Annotated in this window: 20 protein-coding genes; 8 read left to right on the forward strand and 12 right to left on the reverse strand. The window is 67.4% G+C overall.

Features of this window, described 5'->3' with window-relative positions; genetic code table 11:
* Nucleotides 1–3 precede the first annotated feature (3 nt).
* Entirely contained in the window at nt 4–1,029 is a 1,026-nt protein-coding gene (locus MU582_18310; protein ID UPK74367.1) for a hemolysin family protein, read from the reverse strand.
* Nucleotides 1,026–2,402: a hemolysin family protein gene (locus MU582_18315; protein UPK74368.1), complete on the reverse strand. Its 1,377-nt coding sequence runs from the start codon at nt 2,400–2,402 to the stop codon at nt 1,026–1,028. Before MU582_18315 ends, MU582_18310 begins: the two co-directional genes overlap by 4 nt.
* A 179-nt stretch (nt 2,403–2,581) precedes the next feature.
* On the opposite strand from MU582_18315, the gene MU582_18320 reads away from it, so the two are divergent.
* The 3 genes from MU582_18320 to mscL all read left to right on the forward strand — a co-directional run bounded on the left by MU582_18320 (nt 2,582) and on the right by mscL (nt 4,165).
* Nucleotides 2,582–2,914 (forward strand): FmdB family transcriptional regulator, encoded by a 333-nt coding sequence (locus MU582_18320; GenBank protein ID UPK74369.1) that lies wholly within the window; start codon nt 2,582–2,584, stop codon nt 2,912–2,914.
* 90 nt (nt 2,915–3,004) lie between these two features.
* On the forward strand, nt 3,005–3,670 hold the full coding sequence (locus MU582_18325; GenBank protein ID UPK74370.1) for an SAF domain-containing protein: 666 nt from the start codon (nt 3,005–3,007) through the stop codon (nt 3,668–3,670).
* Between the two features lie 102 nt (nt 3,671–3,772).
* A complete protein-coding gene (gene mscL, locus MU582_18330) occupies nt 3,773–4,165 on the forward strand; it encodes a large conductance mechanosensitive channel protein MscL (protein ID UPK74371.1) in 393 nt (130 codons plus the stop codon).
* A gap of 9 nt (nt 4,166–4,174) precedes the next feature.
* Here the strand turns inward: mscL and MU582_18335 are convergent, their stop codons facing one another.
* Both MU582_18335 and MU582_18340 read right to left on the reverse strand, forming a co-directional pair.
* Nucleotides 4,175–4,360, reverse strand: a complete 186-nt coding sequence (locus MU582_18335; GenBank protein UPK74372.1) for a hypothetical protein — start codon at nt 4,358–4,360, stop codon at nt 4,175–4,177.
* Nucleotides 4,353–5,264 (reverse strand): NAD(P)-dependent oxidoreductase, encoded by a 912-nt coding sequence (locus MU582_18340; GenBank protein ID UPK74373.1) that lies wholly within the window; start codon nt 5,262–5,264, stop codon nt 4,353–4,355. Before MU582_18340 ends, MU582_18335 begins: the two co-directional genes overlap by 8 nt.
* A gap of 168 nt (nt 5,265–5,432) precedes the next feature.
* Here MU582_18340 and MU582_18345 point away from each other — a divergent pair, with 168 nt between their 5' ends.
* The 3 genes from MU582_18345 to MU582_18355 are packed head-to-tail and all read left to right on the forward strand — an operon-like array spanning nt 5,433 to nt 8,734.
* Entirely contained in the window at nt 5,433–6,383 is a 951-nt protein-coding gene (locus tag MU582_18345) for an aminotransferase class IV (GenBank protein ID UPK74374.1), read from the forward strand.
* Nucleotides 6,380–7,093 (forward strand): sulfotransferase, encoded by a 714-nt coding sequence (locus tag MU582_18350; GenBank protein UPK74375.1) that lies wholly within the window; start codon nt 6,380–6,382, stop codon nt 7,091–7,093. Before MU582_18345 ends, MU582_18350 begins: the two co-directional genes overlap by 4 nt.
* 36 nt (nt 7,094–7,129) lie before the next feature.
* Nucleotides 7,130–8,734 carry a cation:proton antiporter gene (locus tag MU582_18355; GenBank protein ID UPK74376.1) on the forward strand — a complete coding sequence of 535 codons (1,605 nt, stop codon included), beginning with the start codon at nt 7,130–7,132 and terminating at the stop codon, nt 8,732–8,734.
* On the opposite strand, the gene MU582_18360 is transcribed toward MU582_18355, so the two are convergent.
* The 6 genes from MU582_18360 to MU582_18385 form a co-directional block, all read right to left on the reverse strand.
* Nucleotides 8,703–9,224, reverse strand: coding sequence for a GNAT family N-acetyltransferase (locus MU582_18360; GenBank protein UPK74377.1), 522 nt, complete (start codon nt 9,222–9,224; stop codon nt 8,703–8,705). The genes MU582_18355 and MU582_18360 overlap by 32 nt on opposite strands.
* 16 nt (nt 9,225–9,240) lie before the next feature.
* Nucleotides 9,241–9,837, reverse strand: coding sequence for a class I SAM-dependent methyltransferase (locus MU582_18365; protein UPK74378.1), 597 nt, complete (start codon nt 9,835–9,837; stop codon nt 9,241–9,243).
* Nucleotides 9,838–9,994: 157 nt separating this feature from the next.
* Nucleotides 9,995–10,744 (reverse strand): helix-turn-helix domain-containing protein, encoded by a 750-nt coding sequence (locus MU582_18370; protein ID UPK74379.1) that lies wholly within the window; start codon nt 10,742–10,744, stop codon nt 9,995–9,997.
* Nucleotides 10,741–11,784 carry an L-glyceraldehyde 3-phosphate reductase gene (mgrA, locus tag MU582_18375; protein ID UPK74380.1) on the reverse strand — a complete coding sequence of 348 codons (1,044 nt, stop codon included), beginning with the start codon at nt 11,782–11,784 and terminating at the stop codon, nt 10,741–10,743. The genes MU582_18370 and mgrA overlap by 4 nt, the downstream gene beginning before the upstream one ends.
* Before the next feature lie 23 nt (nt 11,785–11,807).
* Nucleotides 11,808–12,662: an HAD-IIA family hydrolase gene (locus tag MU582_18380; GenBank protein ID UPK74381.1), complete on the reverse strand. Its 855-nt coding sequence runs from the start codon at nt 12,660–12,662 to the stop codon at nt 11,808–11,810.
* Nucleotides 12,619–13,221, reverse strand: a complete 603-nt coding sequence (locus MU582_18385; GenBank protein ID UPK74382.1) for a TetR/AcrR family transcriptional regulator — start codon at nt 13,219–13,221, stop codon at nt 12,619–12,621. The genes MU582_18380 and MU582_18385 overlap by 44 nt, the downstream gene beginning before the upstream one ends.
* A gap of 58 nt (nt 13,222–13,279) precedes the next feature.
* Between MU582_18385 and MU582_18390 the strand changes: the two genes are divergently transcribed.
* Nucleotides 13,280–13,693, forward strand: coding sequence for a hypothetical protein (locus MU582_18390; protein UPK74383.1), 414 nt, complete (start codon nt 13,280–13,282; stop codon nt 13,691–13,693).
* A gap of 32 nt (nt 13,694–13,725) precedes the next feature.
* On the opposite strand, the gene MU582_18395 is transcribed toward MU582_18390, so the two are convergent.
* Nucleotides 13,726–14,280 carry a hypothetical protein gene (locus MU582_18395; protein UPK74384.1) on the reverse strand — a complete coding sequence of 185 codons (555 nt, stop codon included), beginning with the start codon at nt 14,278–14,280 and terminating at the stop codon, nt 13,726–13,728.
* Between the two features lie 54 nt (nt 14,281–14,334).
* Between MU582_18395 and MU582_18400 the strand changes: the two genes are divergently transcribed.
* Complete coding sequence (locus MU582_18400) at nt 14,335–14,895, forward strand: TetR family transcriptional regulator C-terminal domain-containing protein (GenBank protein ID UPK74385.1); 561 nt, start codon at nt 14,335–14,337, stop codon at nt 14,893–14,895.
* 5 nt (nt 14,896–14,900) lie between these two features.
* Here the strand turns inward: MU582_18400 and MU582_18405 are convergent, their stop codons facing one another.
* Complete coding sequence (locus tag MU582_18405; protein ID UPK74386.1) at nt 14,901–15,842, reverse strand: alpha/beta hydrolase; 942 nt, start codon at nt 15,840–15,842, stop codon at nt 14,901–14,903.
* Nucleotides 15,843–15,908: the final 66 nt, after the last annotated feature.

Consider the following 15,908-nt stretch of genomic DNA (forward strand, 5'->3'; position numbering starts at 1 on the left):
ACGCTAAGCGGCGACCTCGCCGATCAGCTCCTCGAGTACGTCCTCGAGCATCACGGCACCGACCATCGTGCCCTCGGCATCGACGACGCGCGCGACATGCGACTCCCGGGCCTGCATCGCACGTAGCGCCTCGTACAGCCCGCAGCCCTGCGGGACGGTCGGAAGGGCGCGTACCCGCTTGGCCGCGACCGGGAGAAGGCGCGCATCGGCGTCGGTCTCGAGAACGTCCTTCACGTGCAGGTAGCCGATGATCTCGTCGTCGGCGTCGACCACTGGGAACCGAGAGAACCCACTGGCGGCGCAGGCCTCCTCGACCTCGACGCCGGTCGCACCCTCAGGCAAGGTGACCAGCTCGGAACGCGGCAGTAGCACGTCGTCGACGGTGCCTTCCCGAAACTCCAGCGCCTGCGACAGCAACCCGTATTCATCCTCGTCGAGCAGACCTTCGCGCCGCGACTCGTCGACCAGCCCGGTCACCTCGTCACGGGTGTACGACGACGCGACCTCGTCCTTCGGCTCGATGCGCATGGCGCGTACGGCGAGGTTGGCGACCGCATTCAGCACGACGACCACCGGCCGGAGGATCCAGACGACGACCAGCATGAACGGCCCGAGAATCACTGCTGCCCGCTCGGGATCGACGAGCGCGAGGTTCTTCGGCACCATCTCGCCGAGTACGACGTGCGCCCAGACCACCAGCGCCGTCGCGATGACGAACGAGATCGGATGCACCAGGCCGTGCGGCACCTGCACGAGCTCGAACACCGGCTCCATCAGATGAGCGATCACCGGCTCCGAGATCGCGCCGAGGCCGAGCGTGCAGATCGTGATGCCGAGCTGCGCACCGGCCATCACCAGGCTGACCTGCCGCATCGCACGCAGTGCCAACCGCGCGGGCCGAGACCCTGCCGCCGCACTCGGTTCGAGCCGGTCGCGCCGAGCCGATACGAGCGCGAACTCCGAGCCGACGAACAGCGCATTGAGCAGCAGGAGTACGAGCGTCAGGACGATCCCGAACCATCCGGTCATGACGCCTCCTCCGTGGTTGCCGGCCGCCGGCGCATCGTGATGCGGTCGATCCGGCGCCCGGCGACGCGCTCGACGCGAAGCCGCACGTCGACCCGACGGTGCGCGATGTCGTCATCGTCGTCGTCGGTATCGGGTCGCTCACTTGCTCGTACGGTGACCTCGTCACCGACTTCGGCCAGGCGCCCGAGCTCCTTGAGCACCAGGCCGGCTACGGTCTCGTAGTCCTCACTGGTCGGCAGCGCGATGCCGGACTCATCCTCGATCTCGTCGGGCCGCAGCATCCCCGACAGCCGCCATGAGCCGTCGGCGTTCGGCCGCAGTTTCGAGAGCTGAGCGCGGTCGTGCTCATCGGCGATCTCACCGACGATCTCCTCGACGAGGTCTTCCAGCGTGACCACGCCGTCGGTACCGCCGTACTCATCGACGACGACCGCCATCTGCATGCCCTGATGGCGCAACAGCACGAGGAGCGGGTCGAGCTCGAGGGTGTCGGGTACGACGGCGGCGGGAGTGACGAGCGACTCGAGTCGGGTCGAGCGGCGCCGGTCGGGTTCGATCGCGACGGCCTGCTTGATGTGTACGACGCCGAGTACGTCGTCGGTCGTCTTACCCGTCACCGGGAACCGCGAGTGGCCGGTCTCGCGTACCGCCTCCACGAGGTCGAGTGCGCTCTGTTTGCCGTCGAGGAAGCGCACCTGCATCCGCGGCGTGCGCACGTCGGCGGCAGTACGGTCGCCGAACGTGATGCTGCGCGCGACGAGGTCAGCCGTCTTCGGCTCGAGGGTGCCCTCCTCCGCGGAGCGGCGTACGAGGGAGTACAGCTCCTCGGGCATCCGGGCCGACGCGAGCTCTTCCTGTGGCTCGACGTTCATCGACCGAAGTATCCGATTGGCCGCGCCGTTGAGCCAGCCGATCGGCCAGGCCATCGCCGCGGTGAACGCTCGCATCGGGCGCTGTGTTGCGTACGCGGTGCCTCTCGGCAGGGCGATCGCGAGGTTCTTCGGGATCAACTCGCCGATGAGCATCGTCACGACTGTGCTGATCGCGATGCCCAGGGCGACGGCAAGCCCGGGGACAGTGCCGTCGCTCACGCCGAGGTCGCGCAGCGGCGTACGAAGCAGCCCGGCGATCGCGGGTTCGGAGAGGTAGCCGATGAACAGGTTCGTCAGCGTGATGCCGAGCTGCGCACCACTGAGCTGGGTGGACAGGCTCCGAAGCGCCGAGGCAGTGCCGGCGGCGCCACGATCGCCGCGCTCGGCGGCGCGCTCGACACCCGCTCGGTCGACGGTGACGAAGGAGAACTCGGCGGCGACGAAAACACCGCACGACAGCATCAGGAACAGGGAGAGGCCGAGCAACAGCCACTCGGTCATCTGGCGACTCCGTGACTTGCCGGGGCGGGATGCGCGGTCATGTCCGGCAAAGTCTACGGGCCCCTGCTCACCGGGTTGCGCGGACCACTCATAATGGACGGTGGAGCCCCTGCGGCAATCGGCCGGGAATCGACACCGGCAGATCGACCTAGGGGCGTCTGTCTGGAGAGGAACCAACTGTGCCCACGTATCAGTACCAGTGCACCGAATGCGGCGAGCCGCTCGAGGCTCAGCAGAGCTTCAGTGACCCGTCGCTGACCGAATGCCCCGCATGCGGCGGTCGGCTGCGCAAGGTCTTCAACGCTGTGGGCGTCGTATTCAAGGGCTCCGGCTTCTACCGCAACGACAGCCGCGCAGCAGACAAGAGCGAGTCGTCGTCGGGCTCGTCGAGCTCGGAGAAGAAGTCCGAGACGGCGTCGAGCTCCGACTCCTCGGGTGGATCGAAGAGCGATTCCAAGACCGACTCCAAGTCCGGCTCGGGTACGAAGGCCACCAGCGGCGCGTCTGCCTGAGTAGCTCCTCCCGGCACCGTCTCGAGTGACGGCGGATCGGGCTGTGGATAACTGCGCCATCTCGTGCGTAGGCACTTACAGTGCTCCCATGTGAAACCACCGACGTCCTATTCCAGCCCCAACCTTCTCCGGCCCGCCTGGCGCGGTCTGCGCCGCTTCGTCCTCGCCCGCCGCAGGCTCGTCGCCGGTGTCTGCGCAGCCTTGGCGGTGGCCGCCGGCCTGTCCGCGCTGCGCCCGGACGATCCGGCGACCCGGCCGGTCGTCGTCGCAGCGCACGATCTCGACTCGGGCGTGACGCTCTCCGACGACGATGTCGAGATCCGCGAGGTACGCGCCGACGACGCTGCCACGCATTCCTACGAGCACCTCGAGCCGGTCGTCGGCGAGGTCGTCGGTGCCCCGGTGCGTGACGGCGAGCCCATCACCGATCTGCGCCTGCTCACCACCGATGTGCTCGACGGCTACCCGGCCGACTCGTCGCTCGCGACCGTACGAGTCACCGACCCGCAGTCCCTGTGGGGCGTCGAGGTCGGTACGTACGTCGACGTGGTCGGCGTCGATGTCGAAGGGCGCGGCCGTGGCCGAGTTCTGGCCACTCATGCCCAAGTCGTGGCGATGCCCGAGGCCGAGGAAGAGCCCACCACGGGCATGACAGCGGGTGCGGCGCTGGTCCTGAACGTGCCTGCCGACGAAGCGGTGACCCTCACCGACGCGGCCACCAGAATGCAGCTCGGAGTCGTGGTTTCTCGTAGTTGAAACATTCAGTAGCGGGTTGCTAACCGAAATCTCGGCGCCGAATCGGGTAGCGTACCGCCTGGAATTACCCGATCTCGGGTGAAACGGAACGAGGGATTTCAGATGCTCAAGGGATTCAAAGACTTCATCATGCGCGGCAACCTCGTCGAGCTTGCAGTCGCCTTCGTCATTGGCGTTGCATTCGCCGCGGTGGTGACCTCGCTGGTCGACAACATCATCATGCCGCTCGTGGGCAAGATCGGCGGCCAGCCGGACTTCAGCGGCATCGAGGTCGCCGAAATTCCGGTCGGGCAGTTCATCAATGACCTCGTCGCATTCCTGATCATTGCGGCTGCCGTCTACTTCCTCGTCGTGCTCCCCTACAACAAGTTCCAGGAGCGCTTCGGCAAGGAGGAAGAGCTCGCCCCGACCGATGTCGATCTACTTACCGATATCCGCGACATTCTCGCCCGCGATGCGGACGGAAATGCCGGAGGCGGCAACCACTCCGCCTAGCGCAGGGCACTAGCCGTGATGGGGCGGTACGTCGCGTAGCAGATCGTCGTCGCGCGATCCGTCGCGATCGCCCCAGGCCCGCGCGGACTCATCGCTGGTCGTATCGGGAAGCAGGTCACCGAACACATCGGTGGCCTGCTCCTGGCGTCCGCGACGCTTCGCGCCGGGCTCAGGCCGGCCCGTCGACTCAGGCAACGCCGGCCTCGATCAACGGCCGCAGCCAGTGCGCGCCGAACTCGTCCATTGTCGGCTTCCACCCGGCCGCGCGTGCGTACTCGTCGGAGCTCACGCGCTGCGAGCGGGTCATCCACTCCAGCCGCTCGCCGCCGAGCTTGACCACCAGCCGAGGGTAGAACGAGCACTCCTCCTGCTCGGCCGCCTCGGCGTACGCCGCGGCGAGCTCACCGCGGCGGATCGGCGCAGCCCCGACGTTGTAGATGCCCGTCGGCGCGGTCAGGGCGGCAAGCACGGCCGACCCGACATCGTCGGAGTGGATGACGTGCGTCCAGCTCTCGGGATTGCCCATGCCGACGGCGTGCCCCGCCCGTGCACGAGCGATCCGACGCCGGGTGAGCGCGTCATCGCCGATGATGTTGCCGAAGCGGAGGACGACCGACTCGCGGGATGCGCAGGCGAACTCCTGGGCGTGGGTCTCGGCGAGTACGACGGGCTCGGCAACGCGCGTCACCTCGATCGGGCTCGACTCCGTGATCCACTCCTCGGCCGCGTCGGCGTACAAGAACGACACGCTCTCCTGAATGAGCCGGGGCACACCGACGTCGCGCGCCGCGGCCGCGACGACCCGCGACCCCTCGGAGCGGATTCGGTCGTTGACCCGCCAGGCGCGCGGCCGTAGGCCGGTCGTACTCACCGGGACATGCGTTGCCAGGTTGCAGACGACATCGCAGCCCGACATCGCCTCGGCAAGACTCTCTCGGTCGAACAGGCTCCCCGGAGCCGGCTCGACGTTCATGCTCTCCAGGACGTGCGCCCGCTCGGGATGCCGCGCGAGACCGACCACCTGGTGGCCGGCCAGATGGAGCGCGCTGGAGACTGCCCGCCCCATGGCACCGGTCGCCCCGGTCACGAAGACCTTCACTGAATAACTCTCCCTCAATCACGTGCTCGCGAGGATCACCCACAAGCCCCGATTACGGAATGATAACGGAAGATGGCCGGCAGGGAACCAATCAGGTCGAATGTCCTGCACCTGGCGCTCCCCCGACCCGGACACCGCATGGCCGCGCGCCGGGATTACAGTCCCGTCATGGCACACGGAACCCACGACTACGAGGACGATTCCCGCAACGACGACGTCCTGATCTACGTCAACGGCGACCTGGTGCCACGCGACCAGGCAACGGTGTCGGTCTTCGACGCCGGGTACGTGCTCGGCGACGGCATCTGGGAGGGCCTGCGCGTCAGCGGCGGGCATCCCGCGTTCCTCGAACAACACCTCGATCGGCTGTACGAGGGTGCCCAGGCGCTGATGATCGACGTCGGCCTCGACCGCGCCGAGCTCACCGCTGCGATCTACCGGACGCTGCAGGCCAACGAGATGACCGACGGCGTCCACGTACGCCTGATGGTCACCCGCGGTGTGAAGAGCACCCCGTACCAGGACCCGCGTGTGACGATCGGCCCGGCGACGATCGTGATCATCTGCGAGCACAAGGACCCGCTCCCGGAGACGGTCGCGCGCGGCATCTCGCTGTTCACGACGCACGTACGCCGGGCGACCCCGGACACCCTCGACCCGAAGCTCAACGCGCACAGCAAGCTCAACGACATCACCGCGTGCATCCAGGCCTACACCGCGGGCGCGGACGAAGCTCTGATGCTCGACCCGCACGGGTTCGTCGCAACGTGCAACAGCACGCACTTCTTCATCGTTCGCCACGACGATGACGGCGAACCCGAGGTGTGGACGTCCGACGGCCGGTTCTGTCTCGGCGGCATCACCCGCGGCAACGTACTGCGCATGTGCCGCAATGCGGACATCACCGCTCGCGAGACGACGTTCAGCCTGACCGATGTCTACTCGGCCGACGAGGCGTTCGTAACCGGTACGTTCGCCGGGCTCGTGCCCGTCCACACCGTCGACGGCCGCACGATCGGCACGGGTACCCGCGGACCGATCGTCGAGCGATTGCAGGGCCTCTATCGGGAGTTCGTCGCCGCCGACGTCGGCCCGCGTACCGCCCCGGTGACGCCATGACCGTACGCGTCGCGATGTGGTCAGGTCCGAGGAACATCTCGACCGCGCTCATGCGCTCGTGGGAGAACCGTTCCGACACGGCGGTCCTGGACGAACCGATGTACGCGGCGTACCTCTCCCGCACCCAGCTAGACCATCCGGGGCGCGACGAGATCATCGCTTCGCAGGACACCGATCTCAATCGGGTCATCGAGCTGCTCCTCGACCGCGATGACACGGCGGTCCTGTACGCGAAGCACATGGCCCAGCACGTCCCCGACGACCTCGACCTCGCCTGGACACTGCGGCAGCACAACGCGCTGCTCATCCGCGAGCCGCGCGAGGTCGTCGCGTCCTATGTACGCGCCCGCGAGTCCTGCGAGCCCGAAGACATCGGACTGCTCCAGCAGGTCCGACTGCACAGGTACTGGCGAGAGCAAGGTCTCGAGGTGCCCGTCATCGACTCCGCAGACTTCCTCGCCGATCCCGAGGCGTACCTGCGCCGACTGTGCGCCTGGGCGGGCATCGACTTCGAGCCCGCGATGCTCGCGTGGCCCGAAGGTCCGCGCGACAGCGACGGCGTCTGGGCGAAGTACTGGTACGACGCCGTGCACGCGTCCACGGGCTTCTCGCCGTGGCGACCTCGCGAGTTCACCTTGTCGGACCACGATGCAGCGGTGGCCGAGGCCTGCCGTTCGGCGTACGACGAGCTTCGTGCCGCGCGACTCTGAACGACCCGACCGGAGGCGAGAGCCACTGTGGACCTGATGATCGTCGGCGTCCTGGGCCTGCTGGTGATCGCCGGATGCGGCGTGCTGGGCAATCGCCTCGGTGTCGCTGCGCCGCTGTTGCTCGTACTCTTCGGCATCACCGTGAGCGTGCTCCCGTTCACGCCGGAGGTCGAGATCGAACCCGAGATCGTGCTCGCCGGACTGCTGCCGCCGCTGCTGTATTCGGCGGCCGTCTCCGTACCGACGATGAATCTGCGTCGCGATCTGGGTGCGGTCGGCGGGCTCTCGGTCGTCCTGGTCGTGTTGAGCTCGCTCGTGCTGGGTGCATTCTTCTCCTGGGCGGTCCCGGGCCTCGACTTCGCGTGGGGAGTCGCCCTCGGGGCAGTGATCAGCCCGACCGACGCCGCGGCCAACGCGATCGCGAAACGGATGGGCGTCGCCCCTCGGGTCATGGTGATCCTCGAGGGCGAGAGCCTGCTGAACGACGCGACGGCACTCGTACTCCTGCGTACGGCTGTCGCGAGTGCGGCAGCGTCGTTCGCGCTCTGGGAGGCGATCGGCAAGTTTGCGTTCGCAGTGCTGGCCGCGGTCGTCATCGGTGTCATCGTCGGTCATCTGAATGTGGCCGCCCGTGCGCGGGTCGAGGACTCCGCGATCAACACCGTCATCTCGTTCACGGCACCATTCGTGGCCTCCATACCTGCCGAGGAGATCGGTGCGTCGGGGCTGGTCGCCGCAGTCGTCGCCGGCGTCGTGACCGGCTGGCACGCCCCACGCGACCTGTCACCACAGCATCGACTCTCGGATGCACAGAACTGGCGAACCGTTGAGCTCGTCCTCGAAGGCACCATCTTCTTGCTGATGGGGCTGGAGCTTTCGGCGGTGATCGGAGACGTACGCGAGAGCGAGACCGGAATCGCCTCATCGGTCGCGTTGGCGGCGATCGCGCTGCTGCTCACGATCGTGATCAGAGCCGCGTACGTGACGCCGCTGCTTCGAGCCGTACGTCGGCGTGCCGATCGCCGAGAACGCCTCAGCCCTCGACTGAACGAGATACGCAGCGCGTTGGATGATCCCGACCGGGTCGCGGACATCGAGGCACGCGCGGCCGCGAGGAGCAGGCGCCGCACGTTCGACATCGAGCGGTTCCGCGTACGCATCGGGCGGATGATGGCCGACGTCGACTACTACGTCGCATCGCCGTTGAGCTGGCGCGACGGCGGGCTGCTCGTCTGGGCCGGTATGCGCGGTGCGGTCACGGTGGCCGCGGCGCAGACGTTGCCGGAGGACGCGCCGCACCGGTCCGTACTTGTCCTGATCGCCTACTCGGTGGCGACCTTCTCGCTGTTGCTCCAAGGCGGCACGCTCGCGCTCGTCGTCCGCATGCTTCGACCTTCGATGCCCGATCCCGAGCAGGAACGGGCCGACCGAGGTGCGTTGCTGACCCTCCTGCGCGGAGTCGAGGTGCCGGCCGACGACCTGAACCCACGCCAACACGCGCTCGCGCTGGTGCGCGCCCGGCGTGAGGCGCTGCTGGAGGTCCGCGCGGAGGGCACGTACAACGCCGAGGTGCTCACCGGCGCACTCGATGCCCTCGACGCCGAGGAGATCAGCCTGATTTCGCGGGGTGATCCGGCATGACGAGCGGACGCTCCCAGAGTCGGGCGACGCTCTCGACCGTGCCGTTGCTGTAGGGCTTCACCTCGCCGGTGGGCTCATAGCCGAGCGCTCGCCAGAACGGCGCGGCCTGGTCGGCGTTGGTGTCGACGACCGCCAGTCGCAGGGTGTCTGCATCGGGGTCACGCACCTGTACCGCGTCGATCACCGCCTCATGGATCCGTCGCCCGTAGCCGCCGCGCCCGACCGCGCCGTGCACCATGAGCAGACCGATGAAGGCGACGTGTTTGCGCGGATAGCCGAGCAGTACGTCGACAACGCCCACGAGGCGATCGCGCTGCCATGCCCCGTACACCAGCTTGGCGTCGATTCCGTCCGGGCCAATGGCGAAGAGCTCCTCACCGTCATGCTCGCCCGGTGCAGAGCCCGAAATCCGCTCGGTGTACGTACTCTGCGACTCGATGACTTCCTGGACGACGCTCGCATGCTCGGTGGTGAGCAGGGTCAATCTCATCGCCTGAGCATACGGCTCAGCGTTTGACCGCTTCACCCCCGATGTACGGCATCCGCAAGCCGAACCCGGCAGGCAACTCGAACCAGCGCACGCTCAGATCATCGAACTCCGAACGCTCCAGCGCCTCCCACGTACGTCGGGTGGGATCGCATCCGTGGTCGACGACGCGCGAGATCGGTGCCCATACCTTTGCCGCACGATGGCTCCAGGTACGAGGCTGCGGCTCCACGTGCTCGAAGAACACGAACGTGCCACCCGGGCGAAGTACGCGAACGATCTCAGCCAGCGCGCGGTCCTGGTCACGTACGGAGCAGAGCACGATGGTCGCGAGAACGGCGTCAACGCTCTGGTCGGCAAGCGGCAGCCGCTCGGCGCGCCCGCGGACCACCTCTGCCCTTGCGCCGAGCCGCTGCGACGCCTTGCCGAGTGTGCGGAACCGCGCCCGCGACGGCTCCAGGCCGATCCAGCGATCGACCCGCGACAGCGCGGCGAGGTTGGCGCCCTTACCGGCGCCGATCTCGAGCACCGTGCCGGCGAGGGATCCGATCAGCTCACGTTTCAGCGCCTCGTACGCCCGCGGCGTACCGTAGCTGCGGTCAGTGGTCTCGTTCACGCTTCGATCATGCCCGGGTCGTTGCGACACGTTCTTGTACCGATCGGACACGGTTGCTACCCGCCCAGCGGAGTTTGGTGCGAATTGCACCACGCACCACGGCGTCGATCGTGCAATTCGCACCAAACTCCTCGCGACGGAGCCCACGTGCAAGCCCTCAGTGCGCCGAGCCGCAGGCCCCCAACACCTCGGTCGGCGTACGTTCGGTCAGCAGCCGACAGTCGCGGGCCAGATGCTGCTGGTCGAAGTAGCCGGCCTCATGGGCCAGCTGTGCGAGCGGCAGCGGCGAGCGTCCGACCAGCGAAAGGAACCGCTCGAATCGGGCCAACCGGCGCAGGGCTGCCGGGCCCATCCCGAATGCCCGCGTACACAAGCGATGGAACTGCCGCACGCTGAGTCCGGCGTCTGCGGCGAGCGTACGGACGGGGGCCGGCCCTCCCGACCACAGCGTCTCCTCGACGGCGACGACCCGCGGGTCGGCTGCCCCGAACAGACGCAGCGTCTCGCGTTGCAGTGCGCCTACCCGCTCGTCCGCATCGTGCTGTCTCGCGAGGATGGCGTCGACGAACTGGCTCACCTGCCGGCCGGGCAGCAGGTCACGCAGGTCGATCTGCTGGTCGGCGAGCTCGCGTACGTCTCCGCAGATCTTGCCGCCGAGACGACCCGGCCGGACGTCGACGCCGACCGTCGCGCCTCCTGGCACATCGGCCCACCAAGCATGGGTCTGCGGCCCGTAGATGCGTACGGCGCCGTCCGCTGTGACGGTGACAGCCGCACCAGCGCCCGGCAGCATGCGGTATCGGCCGTTCGTGGTCGTCACCCACGCGCCGCCGAGGGTGTGCTTGGCCTCGTGCGCAACCCGACGAGGCGCGAGTGGCGCGCCGGTCTCCGGTTGCGTGGTGGTCATGCCTCGCTCGACGCCGCCCAGATGTTGAGGTTGCCGTCGACCGCGTGCTCGTCTATTTCGGCCAGCTCGCCGTCATCGAGGGCGAGGTTGTCGAGGGCTGCGACGTTTTGCTCGAGCTGGGCGACGCTGCTGGCTCCGAGCAACACACTGGTCACCCGCGGATCACGCAGCGCCCACACGATCGCCAGTTGCGCGAGCGACTGACCGCGCCTCTTGGCTATCTCGTTCAAGGCGCGTACGTGGGCGAGGTTCTCGTCGTTGATCATCGAATCGTTCAGCGACTTACCCTGCGCAGCACGAGAGTCCTCGGGTACGCCGTTGAGGTACTTGTCGGTGAGTACGCCCTGCGCCAGCGGCGAGAACGCGATGCAGCCGGCGCCTTCGTTCTCGAGTACGTCGAGCAACTCGTCTTCGATCCAACGGTTCAGCATGGAGTACGACGGCTGATGGATCAGCATCGGCGTGCCCAGGTCGCGCAGGATGGCCGCTGCCTCGCGCGTACGCTCCGGCGAGTACGAAGAGATCCCCGCGTACCGCGCCTTACCCGACCGCACTGCCGTGTCGAGCGCACCCATCGTCTCCTCGAGCGGAGTGTCGGGGTCGAATCGGTGGCTGTAGAAGATGTCGACGTGGTCGATGCCCATTCGACTCAGCGAGTCGTCGAGGCTGGACAGCAGGTACTTGCGCGACCCGAGGAACCCGTACGGCCCGGGCCACATCTGCCAACCTGCCTTCGTAGAGATGACCAGCTCATTGCGGTAGGCGGCGAAGTCCTCGCGCAGGATCCGCCCGAAGTTGATCTCCGCCGAGCCGTTCGGCGGCCCGTAGTTGTTGGCGAGGTCGAAGTGCGTGACGCCGAGGTCGAACGCCCGTCGCAGGATCGCGCGCTGGGTCATCAGCGGTGCATCGTCGCCGAAGTTGTGCCAGAGGCCGAGTGAGATCGGCGGAAGCTGCAGCCCGCTACGCCCGACCCGGCGGTACGCGAAGCGGTCGTACCGGTCGTCGGCGGCACGGTAGAGATCGAGGGGTCCCTCGGCCATGTGCTTGCTCCTGATTCGTTCTTTCAGACGGTTTCGACGAGGTCGGCGATCGAGTCCGCGACCTTCCACGGACGGTACGGGAACCGCTCGATCTGCTCGCGCCGGGTGCTGCCGCTGAGCACGAGCACGCTGCGCATCCCGGCTTCGAGCCCGGCGATGATGTCGGTGTCCATCCGGTCGCCGATCATGACGGTCGTCTCCGAATGCGCTTCGATCTGGTTCAACGCGCTGCGCATCATCAGCGGGTTCGGCTTTCCGACGAAGTACGGATCGACACCGGTCGCCTTGGTGATGAGCGCGGCCACCGAGCCGGTCGCCGGCATCGGCCCGGTCGGTGAGGGTCCGGTGGCGTCGGGGTTCGTCGCGATGAAGCGAGCGCCGCCCTCGATCAGCTGGATCGCTCGAGTGATGGCCTCGAACGAGTACGTACGGGTCTCGCCGAGCACGACGTAGTCGGGATCGCGCTGGGTCATCACGTAGCCGATGTTGTGCAGCGCGGTGGTCATCCCCGCCTCGCCGATCACGTACGCCGAGCCTTCGGGGCGCTGGTCGTCGAGGAACTGCGCCGTGGCAAGAGCGGAGGTCCAGATCGCCGACTCGGGAACGTCGAGGCCGGATGCCGCGAGCCGTGCTCGCAGGTCGCGCGGCGTATAGATCGAGTTGTTGGTGAGGATCAGGAATCGCTTGCCGGCAGTGCCCAACCGCTCGATGAACTCGGCCGCACCAGGGATGGCCTTCTCCTCCTGTACGAGGACGCCGTCCATATCGGTCAGCCACGACTCCACGGGCTTGGGTTCGCTCATAGTGGCAGTATCGCAGGCCCGCGGCAGTGGGTCAGGCTTGTGCGCACCAACCCTCGACGTACGTCCGCGCGGCATGGTCGAAGAAGTCCGCCGGGTCGGTTGCGGCGGGTGGCCGGAACGCGCCGAGCTCGACGCTCACCAGGCCGTGCACGTTGGCCCACAGAGCGGTTGCGATCGCGTTGACATCGGGTGACGAAGGGAATCGCCCGGAATCGACGGCCCTTCGTACGGCGTCGACGAGCGGCTCGAAGGTCATCGCTGCTTCGTCACCGACAGCCGATGGGAGGTGGTCGCCGACGGCGTGGACGCCGAACATCATCCGGTACGCGTTCGGGTCGGCCAGGGCGGACTCACGGTACGCGCGGCCGAGCGCGATGACGTCGGCGACCGGATCCGTACTTGCGCCGACGGCGCGCTGGCCCGCACCGAGTCGTCCGAAGGCCTTTGCGAACAGCTGCTCCATCAGCCCCGGCATGCCTCCGAACAACGTGTACACCGCGGTTGTCGACGTACCGGCTTGCCGAGCAAGTGAGCGTACCGACAGGGCGTCCATGCCGCCGCTCGCGACCTCGGCGGCCGCCAGGTCGAGCAGCCGACCCCTCAGCGCCTCGTCGTGTATCCGTGGTCGTCCCATACTTGACAGCGTACCGTAACAGTGTTTTTATAACAGTGTCATAGAACTGGAGGGAACCATGCTGGAACTCAGCTCCGAGGCCCGCACGCTCGCGGGCATCCTGCTGCTCGCCCTGATCACCGTCGAGTCCGGCGGCGCGTACCTGACCGCGCTCTCCCGCGGCAAGGCGCCCGCAACCGAGTTCCAGAAGTCGTACGCGCGGGCGGGGCACGGCCACGCCGGAATGTTCGTGACCCTCGGCATCGTGACTGCGGTGCTGACCGACGCGACGACGCTCGACGGTTTCTGGGCGTGGCTCGCGCGCACGGGAGTTCCGATCGCGGCGATCGTGATGCCGGCCGGGTTCTTCTTCAGCTCGATGGGCAAAGACCGCACGACACCATCGCGGTGGTGGGTGCTGATCCCGACCGGAGCAGGCTTCCTGACAGCCGGGCTCGCGACGCTCGGCATCGGGTTGATCACCGCAGCGTGATCGCCGTCGTAGCGCCGTCGACGGGGGCGGCGCTAAGACTGTCTCGCGCCGGGCGTTGCAGAGGCCTTCGCGGTCTCCCACACCGGCGCCACGACCAGCCAGATCCCGGTGATGACACCGAGCAGCCCCATCCACTGCCACAGCTGATCGGTGCTCGCGTTGTCGCCTACGTACCAGATGGCAATGAGCAGGAGCACGGACGAAATCGCTGCGGCCGCAAACATGCGCAGCCATTGCACCCATTCGTAGCGGACTCGACCCCAGCTACCCGAGGCTGGAGGCTTGGCCGGCTTCTGCCCACCGACGAAGCGGTGCGCGAAGTGCGCGTCGGCCCAACGGATAAGACTCGGACCGAACGCGACCGAGAAGCCGAGGTACGCGGCGGCGAGACCGTGAGCCGCAGAAGGCTCCGAACCGTTGCGCAGATCGATGGCGGTCGCGGTCAGCAGCACGAGGTCGACGAACGGCGTGGCGATCAGCAGCACGGAGCTGGTGCGCCGCATCCGCAACACGTAACGAGCAACAAGACCGGCGAGCAACAGAACCCAGAACGCGATCTCGCCACCGATGACGAATCCGATGATCACAACAATCCCCCTTTTTATTACGAGCGTCCGAAATAATACAGTAGGGTGGAACGCATGCCAAAGATCGTCGACCACGACCAGCGCCGCCTCGAGATCGGTGACGCCGTCCTCGACCTGATCGCGAGTGACGGTCTCGAACGCCTGACCGTGCGTAAGATCGCGGCAGTATCGGGCTGGTCGACCGGAGTGCTCGCGCACTACGCCCGCGACAAGGACGACATGATCACCCTGGCAGTGACGTCGATGACCGAACGCTTCGCCGACCGTCTGCGTGCGGTCGATCTGGCTGACCCTCGAACGGCACTCCACGCCGTGCTACGTGAACTGCTCCCGCTCGACACGGTGCGTCGTACCGAGGCGATCGCGTGGTTCCGGCTCGCCGCGTACGACACGGACGGATCGGGGTCGGCGGCAGCGATCCGCAAGGGCCATCGGTTGCTTCGGCGCCTGGTCGCGGACCTCCTCGTCGAGATCGACGACCTGGACTCGGCGACGACCGCGGCCGAGCTCATCGCGTTGGCCGACGGCCTGGCCATCCATCACCTGGTTGACCCGCGCGGCATGGCGCGTACGAAGACCGAGCGCGTACTCGAGGCGCGCCTCGCGCAGATCTGACGTCGTCAGATCCGGCGTACGAACGACGCGATATCTGCGATCGCCGCACGGCTCTCCGGGACCAGATTGCCGAGCACGGGAAACGCGTGTACCTGACCACGCCACATCTTCAGACTGCACGGCACGCCCGCCTCGGTCAGCCGAGCGGCCATCGCCTCGGCGTCGACGCGCAATACCTCCGACGCCGCGACCACGATCATCGCCGGCGGCAGTCCGGCAACGTCCTGCTGCAACGGCGCGCTCTCAGGGTCGATCGGCTCGCCGCCGGATGCGAAGGCCTCAGCGAGTCGCGCGATCCGCGTACCGGGCAAGTACGCGTCGCGCCGCAGGTTGGGATGCGTGAGCATCTCCTTCGAGTAGAAGTCGAGCAACGGCGAGAGCGCCACCAGACCGCCCGGCAACGGCAGCCCGGCCTCACGCGCGGCAAGCGCGACCGCAAACACCAGGTAACCGCCTGCCGAGTCGCCGGCGAGCGTGATCCGCTCGGGATCACAACCCTGTTCGAGCAGCAGTTCGTACGCCTCGAGGCAGTCGGCGATCGAGCGCGATATCGGAGCGGCGGGGAGCTGGCGATACGCGACGGACAGGACGGGTCGGCCACTCGCCTCGGCGAGCCGAGCGACTCCTCGACGGTGGGTGTTGAGTCCGCAGAAGACGAACGCGCCGCCGTGGAAGTAGAGGATGGGGGCATCGTCGTCGGTCTCCCCCGCGCGTACCCACTCGCCTTTGAACCCGTCGAAGTCGACGCGTTCGACGTCTGCGTAACGCGGCTTGGGCGTGAACCGCATTGCGACGTCCAGCGCAGAGGCGGCGACGAAACCGGGCACGCTGATCGGCCACGCCCGAAGCACCGGACGAGCGACGGTACGCGCGGCGGCGTACACGACTCGCGCGCGGTACGTCGCTCCCTGTGGGTTCGCCACTCGTGCTGGCAATACGACAGTCATCTTCGAGCCTCCTCCCGCCCCCGCGGTCGTCAACACAGCGACAACGTAACAGTGACTGGCGTCACA

The organism is Nocardioidaceae bacterium SCSIO 66511 (genome assembly GCA_023100825.1).
Taxonomy (GTDB): Bacteria; Actinomycetota; Actinomycetes; order Propionibacteriales; family Nocardioidaceae; genus Solicola.

What these genes read in the sequence shown, in the direction of transcription:
- MU582_18315 (UPK74368.1), bottom strand. Translation starts at nt 2,402, where the DNA reads ATGACCGAGTGGCTGTTGCTCGGCCTCTCCCTGTTCCTGATGCTGTCG.
- MU582_18400 (UPK74385.1), top strand. Translation starts at nt 14,335, where the DNA reads ATGCCAAAGATCGTCGACCACGACCAGCGCCGCCTCGAGATCGGTGAC.
- MU582_18380 (UPK74381.1), bottom strand. Translation starts at nt 12,662, where the DNA reads ATGCCGCGCGGACGTACGTCGAGGGTTGGTGCGCACAAGCCTGACCCA.
- MU582_18390 (UPK74383.1), top strand. Translation starts at nt 13,280, where the DNA reads ATGCTGGAACTCAGCTCCGAGGCCCGCACGCTCGCGGGCATCCTGCTG.
- MU582_18360 (UPK74377.1), bottom strand. Translation starts at nt 9,224, where the DNA reads ATGAGATTGACCCTGCTCACCACCGAGCATGCGAGCGTCGTCCAGGAA.
- MU582_18370 (UPK74379.1), bottom strand. Translation starts at nt 10,744, where the DNA reads ATGACCACCACGCAACCGGAGACCGGCGCGCCACTCGCGCCTCGTCGG.
- MU582_18405 (UPK74386.1), bottom strand. Translation starts at nt 15,842, where the DNA reads ATGACTGTCGTATTGCCAGCACGAGTGGCGAACCCACAGGGAGCGACG.
- MU582_18385 (UPK74382.1), bottom strand. Translation starts at nt 13,221, where the DNA reads ATGGGACGACCACGGATACACGACGAGGCGCTGAGGGGTCGGCTGCTC.
- MU582_18350 (UPK74375.1), top strand. Translation starts at nt 6,380, where the DNA reads ATGACCGTACGCGTCGCGATGTGGTCAGGTCCGAGGAACATCTCGACC.
- MU582_18355 (UPK74376.1), top strand. Translation starts at nt 7,130, where the DNA reads ATGATCGTCGGCGTCCTGGGCCTGCTGGTGATCGCCGGATGCGGCGTG.
- mgrA (UPK74380.1), bottom strand. Translation starts at nt 11,784, where the DNA reads ATGGCCGAGGGACCCCTCGATCTCTACCGTGCCGCCGACGACCGGTAC.
- MU582_18310 (UPK74367.1), bottom strand. Translation starts at nt 1,029, where the DNA reads ATGACCGGATGGTTCGGGATCGTCCTGACGCTCGTACTCCTGCTGCTC.
- MU582_18345 (UPK74374.1), top strand. Translation starts at nt 5,433, where the DNA reads ATGGCACACGGAACCCACGACTACGAGGACGATTCCCGCAACGACGAC.
- mscL (UPK74371.1), top strand. Translation starts at nt 3,773, where the DNA reads ATGCTCAAGGGATTCAAAGACTTCATCATGCGCGGCAACCTCGTCGAG.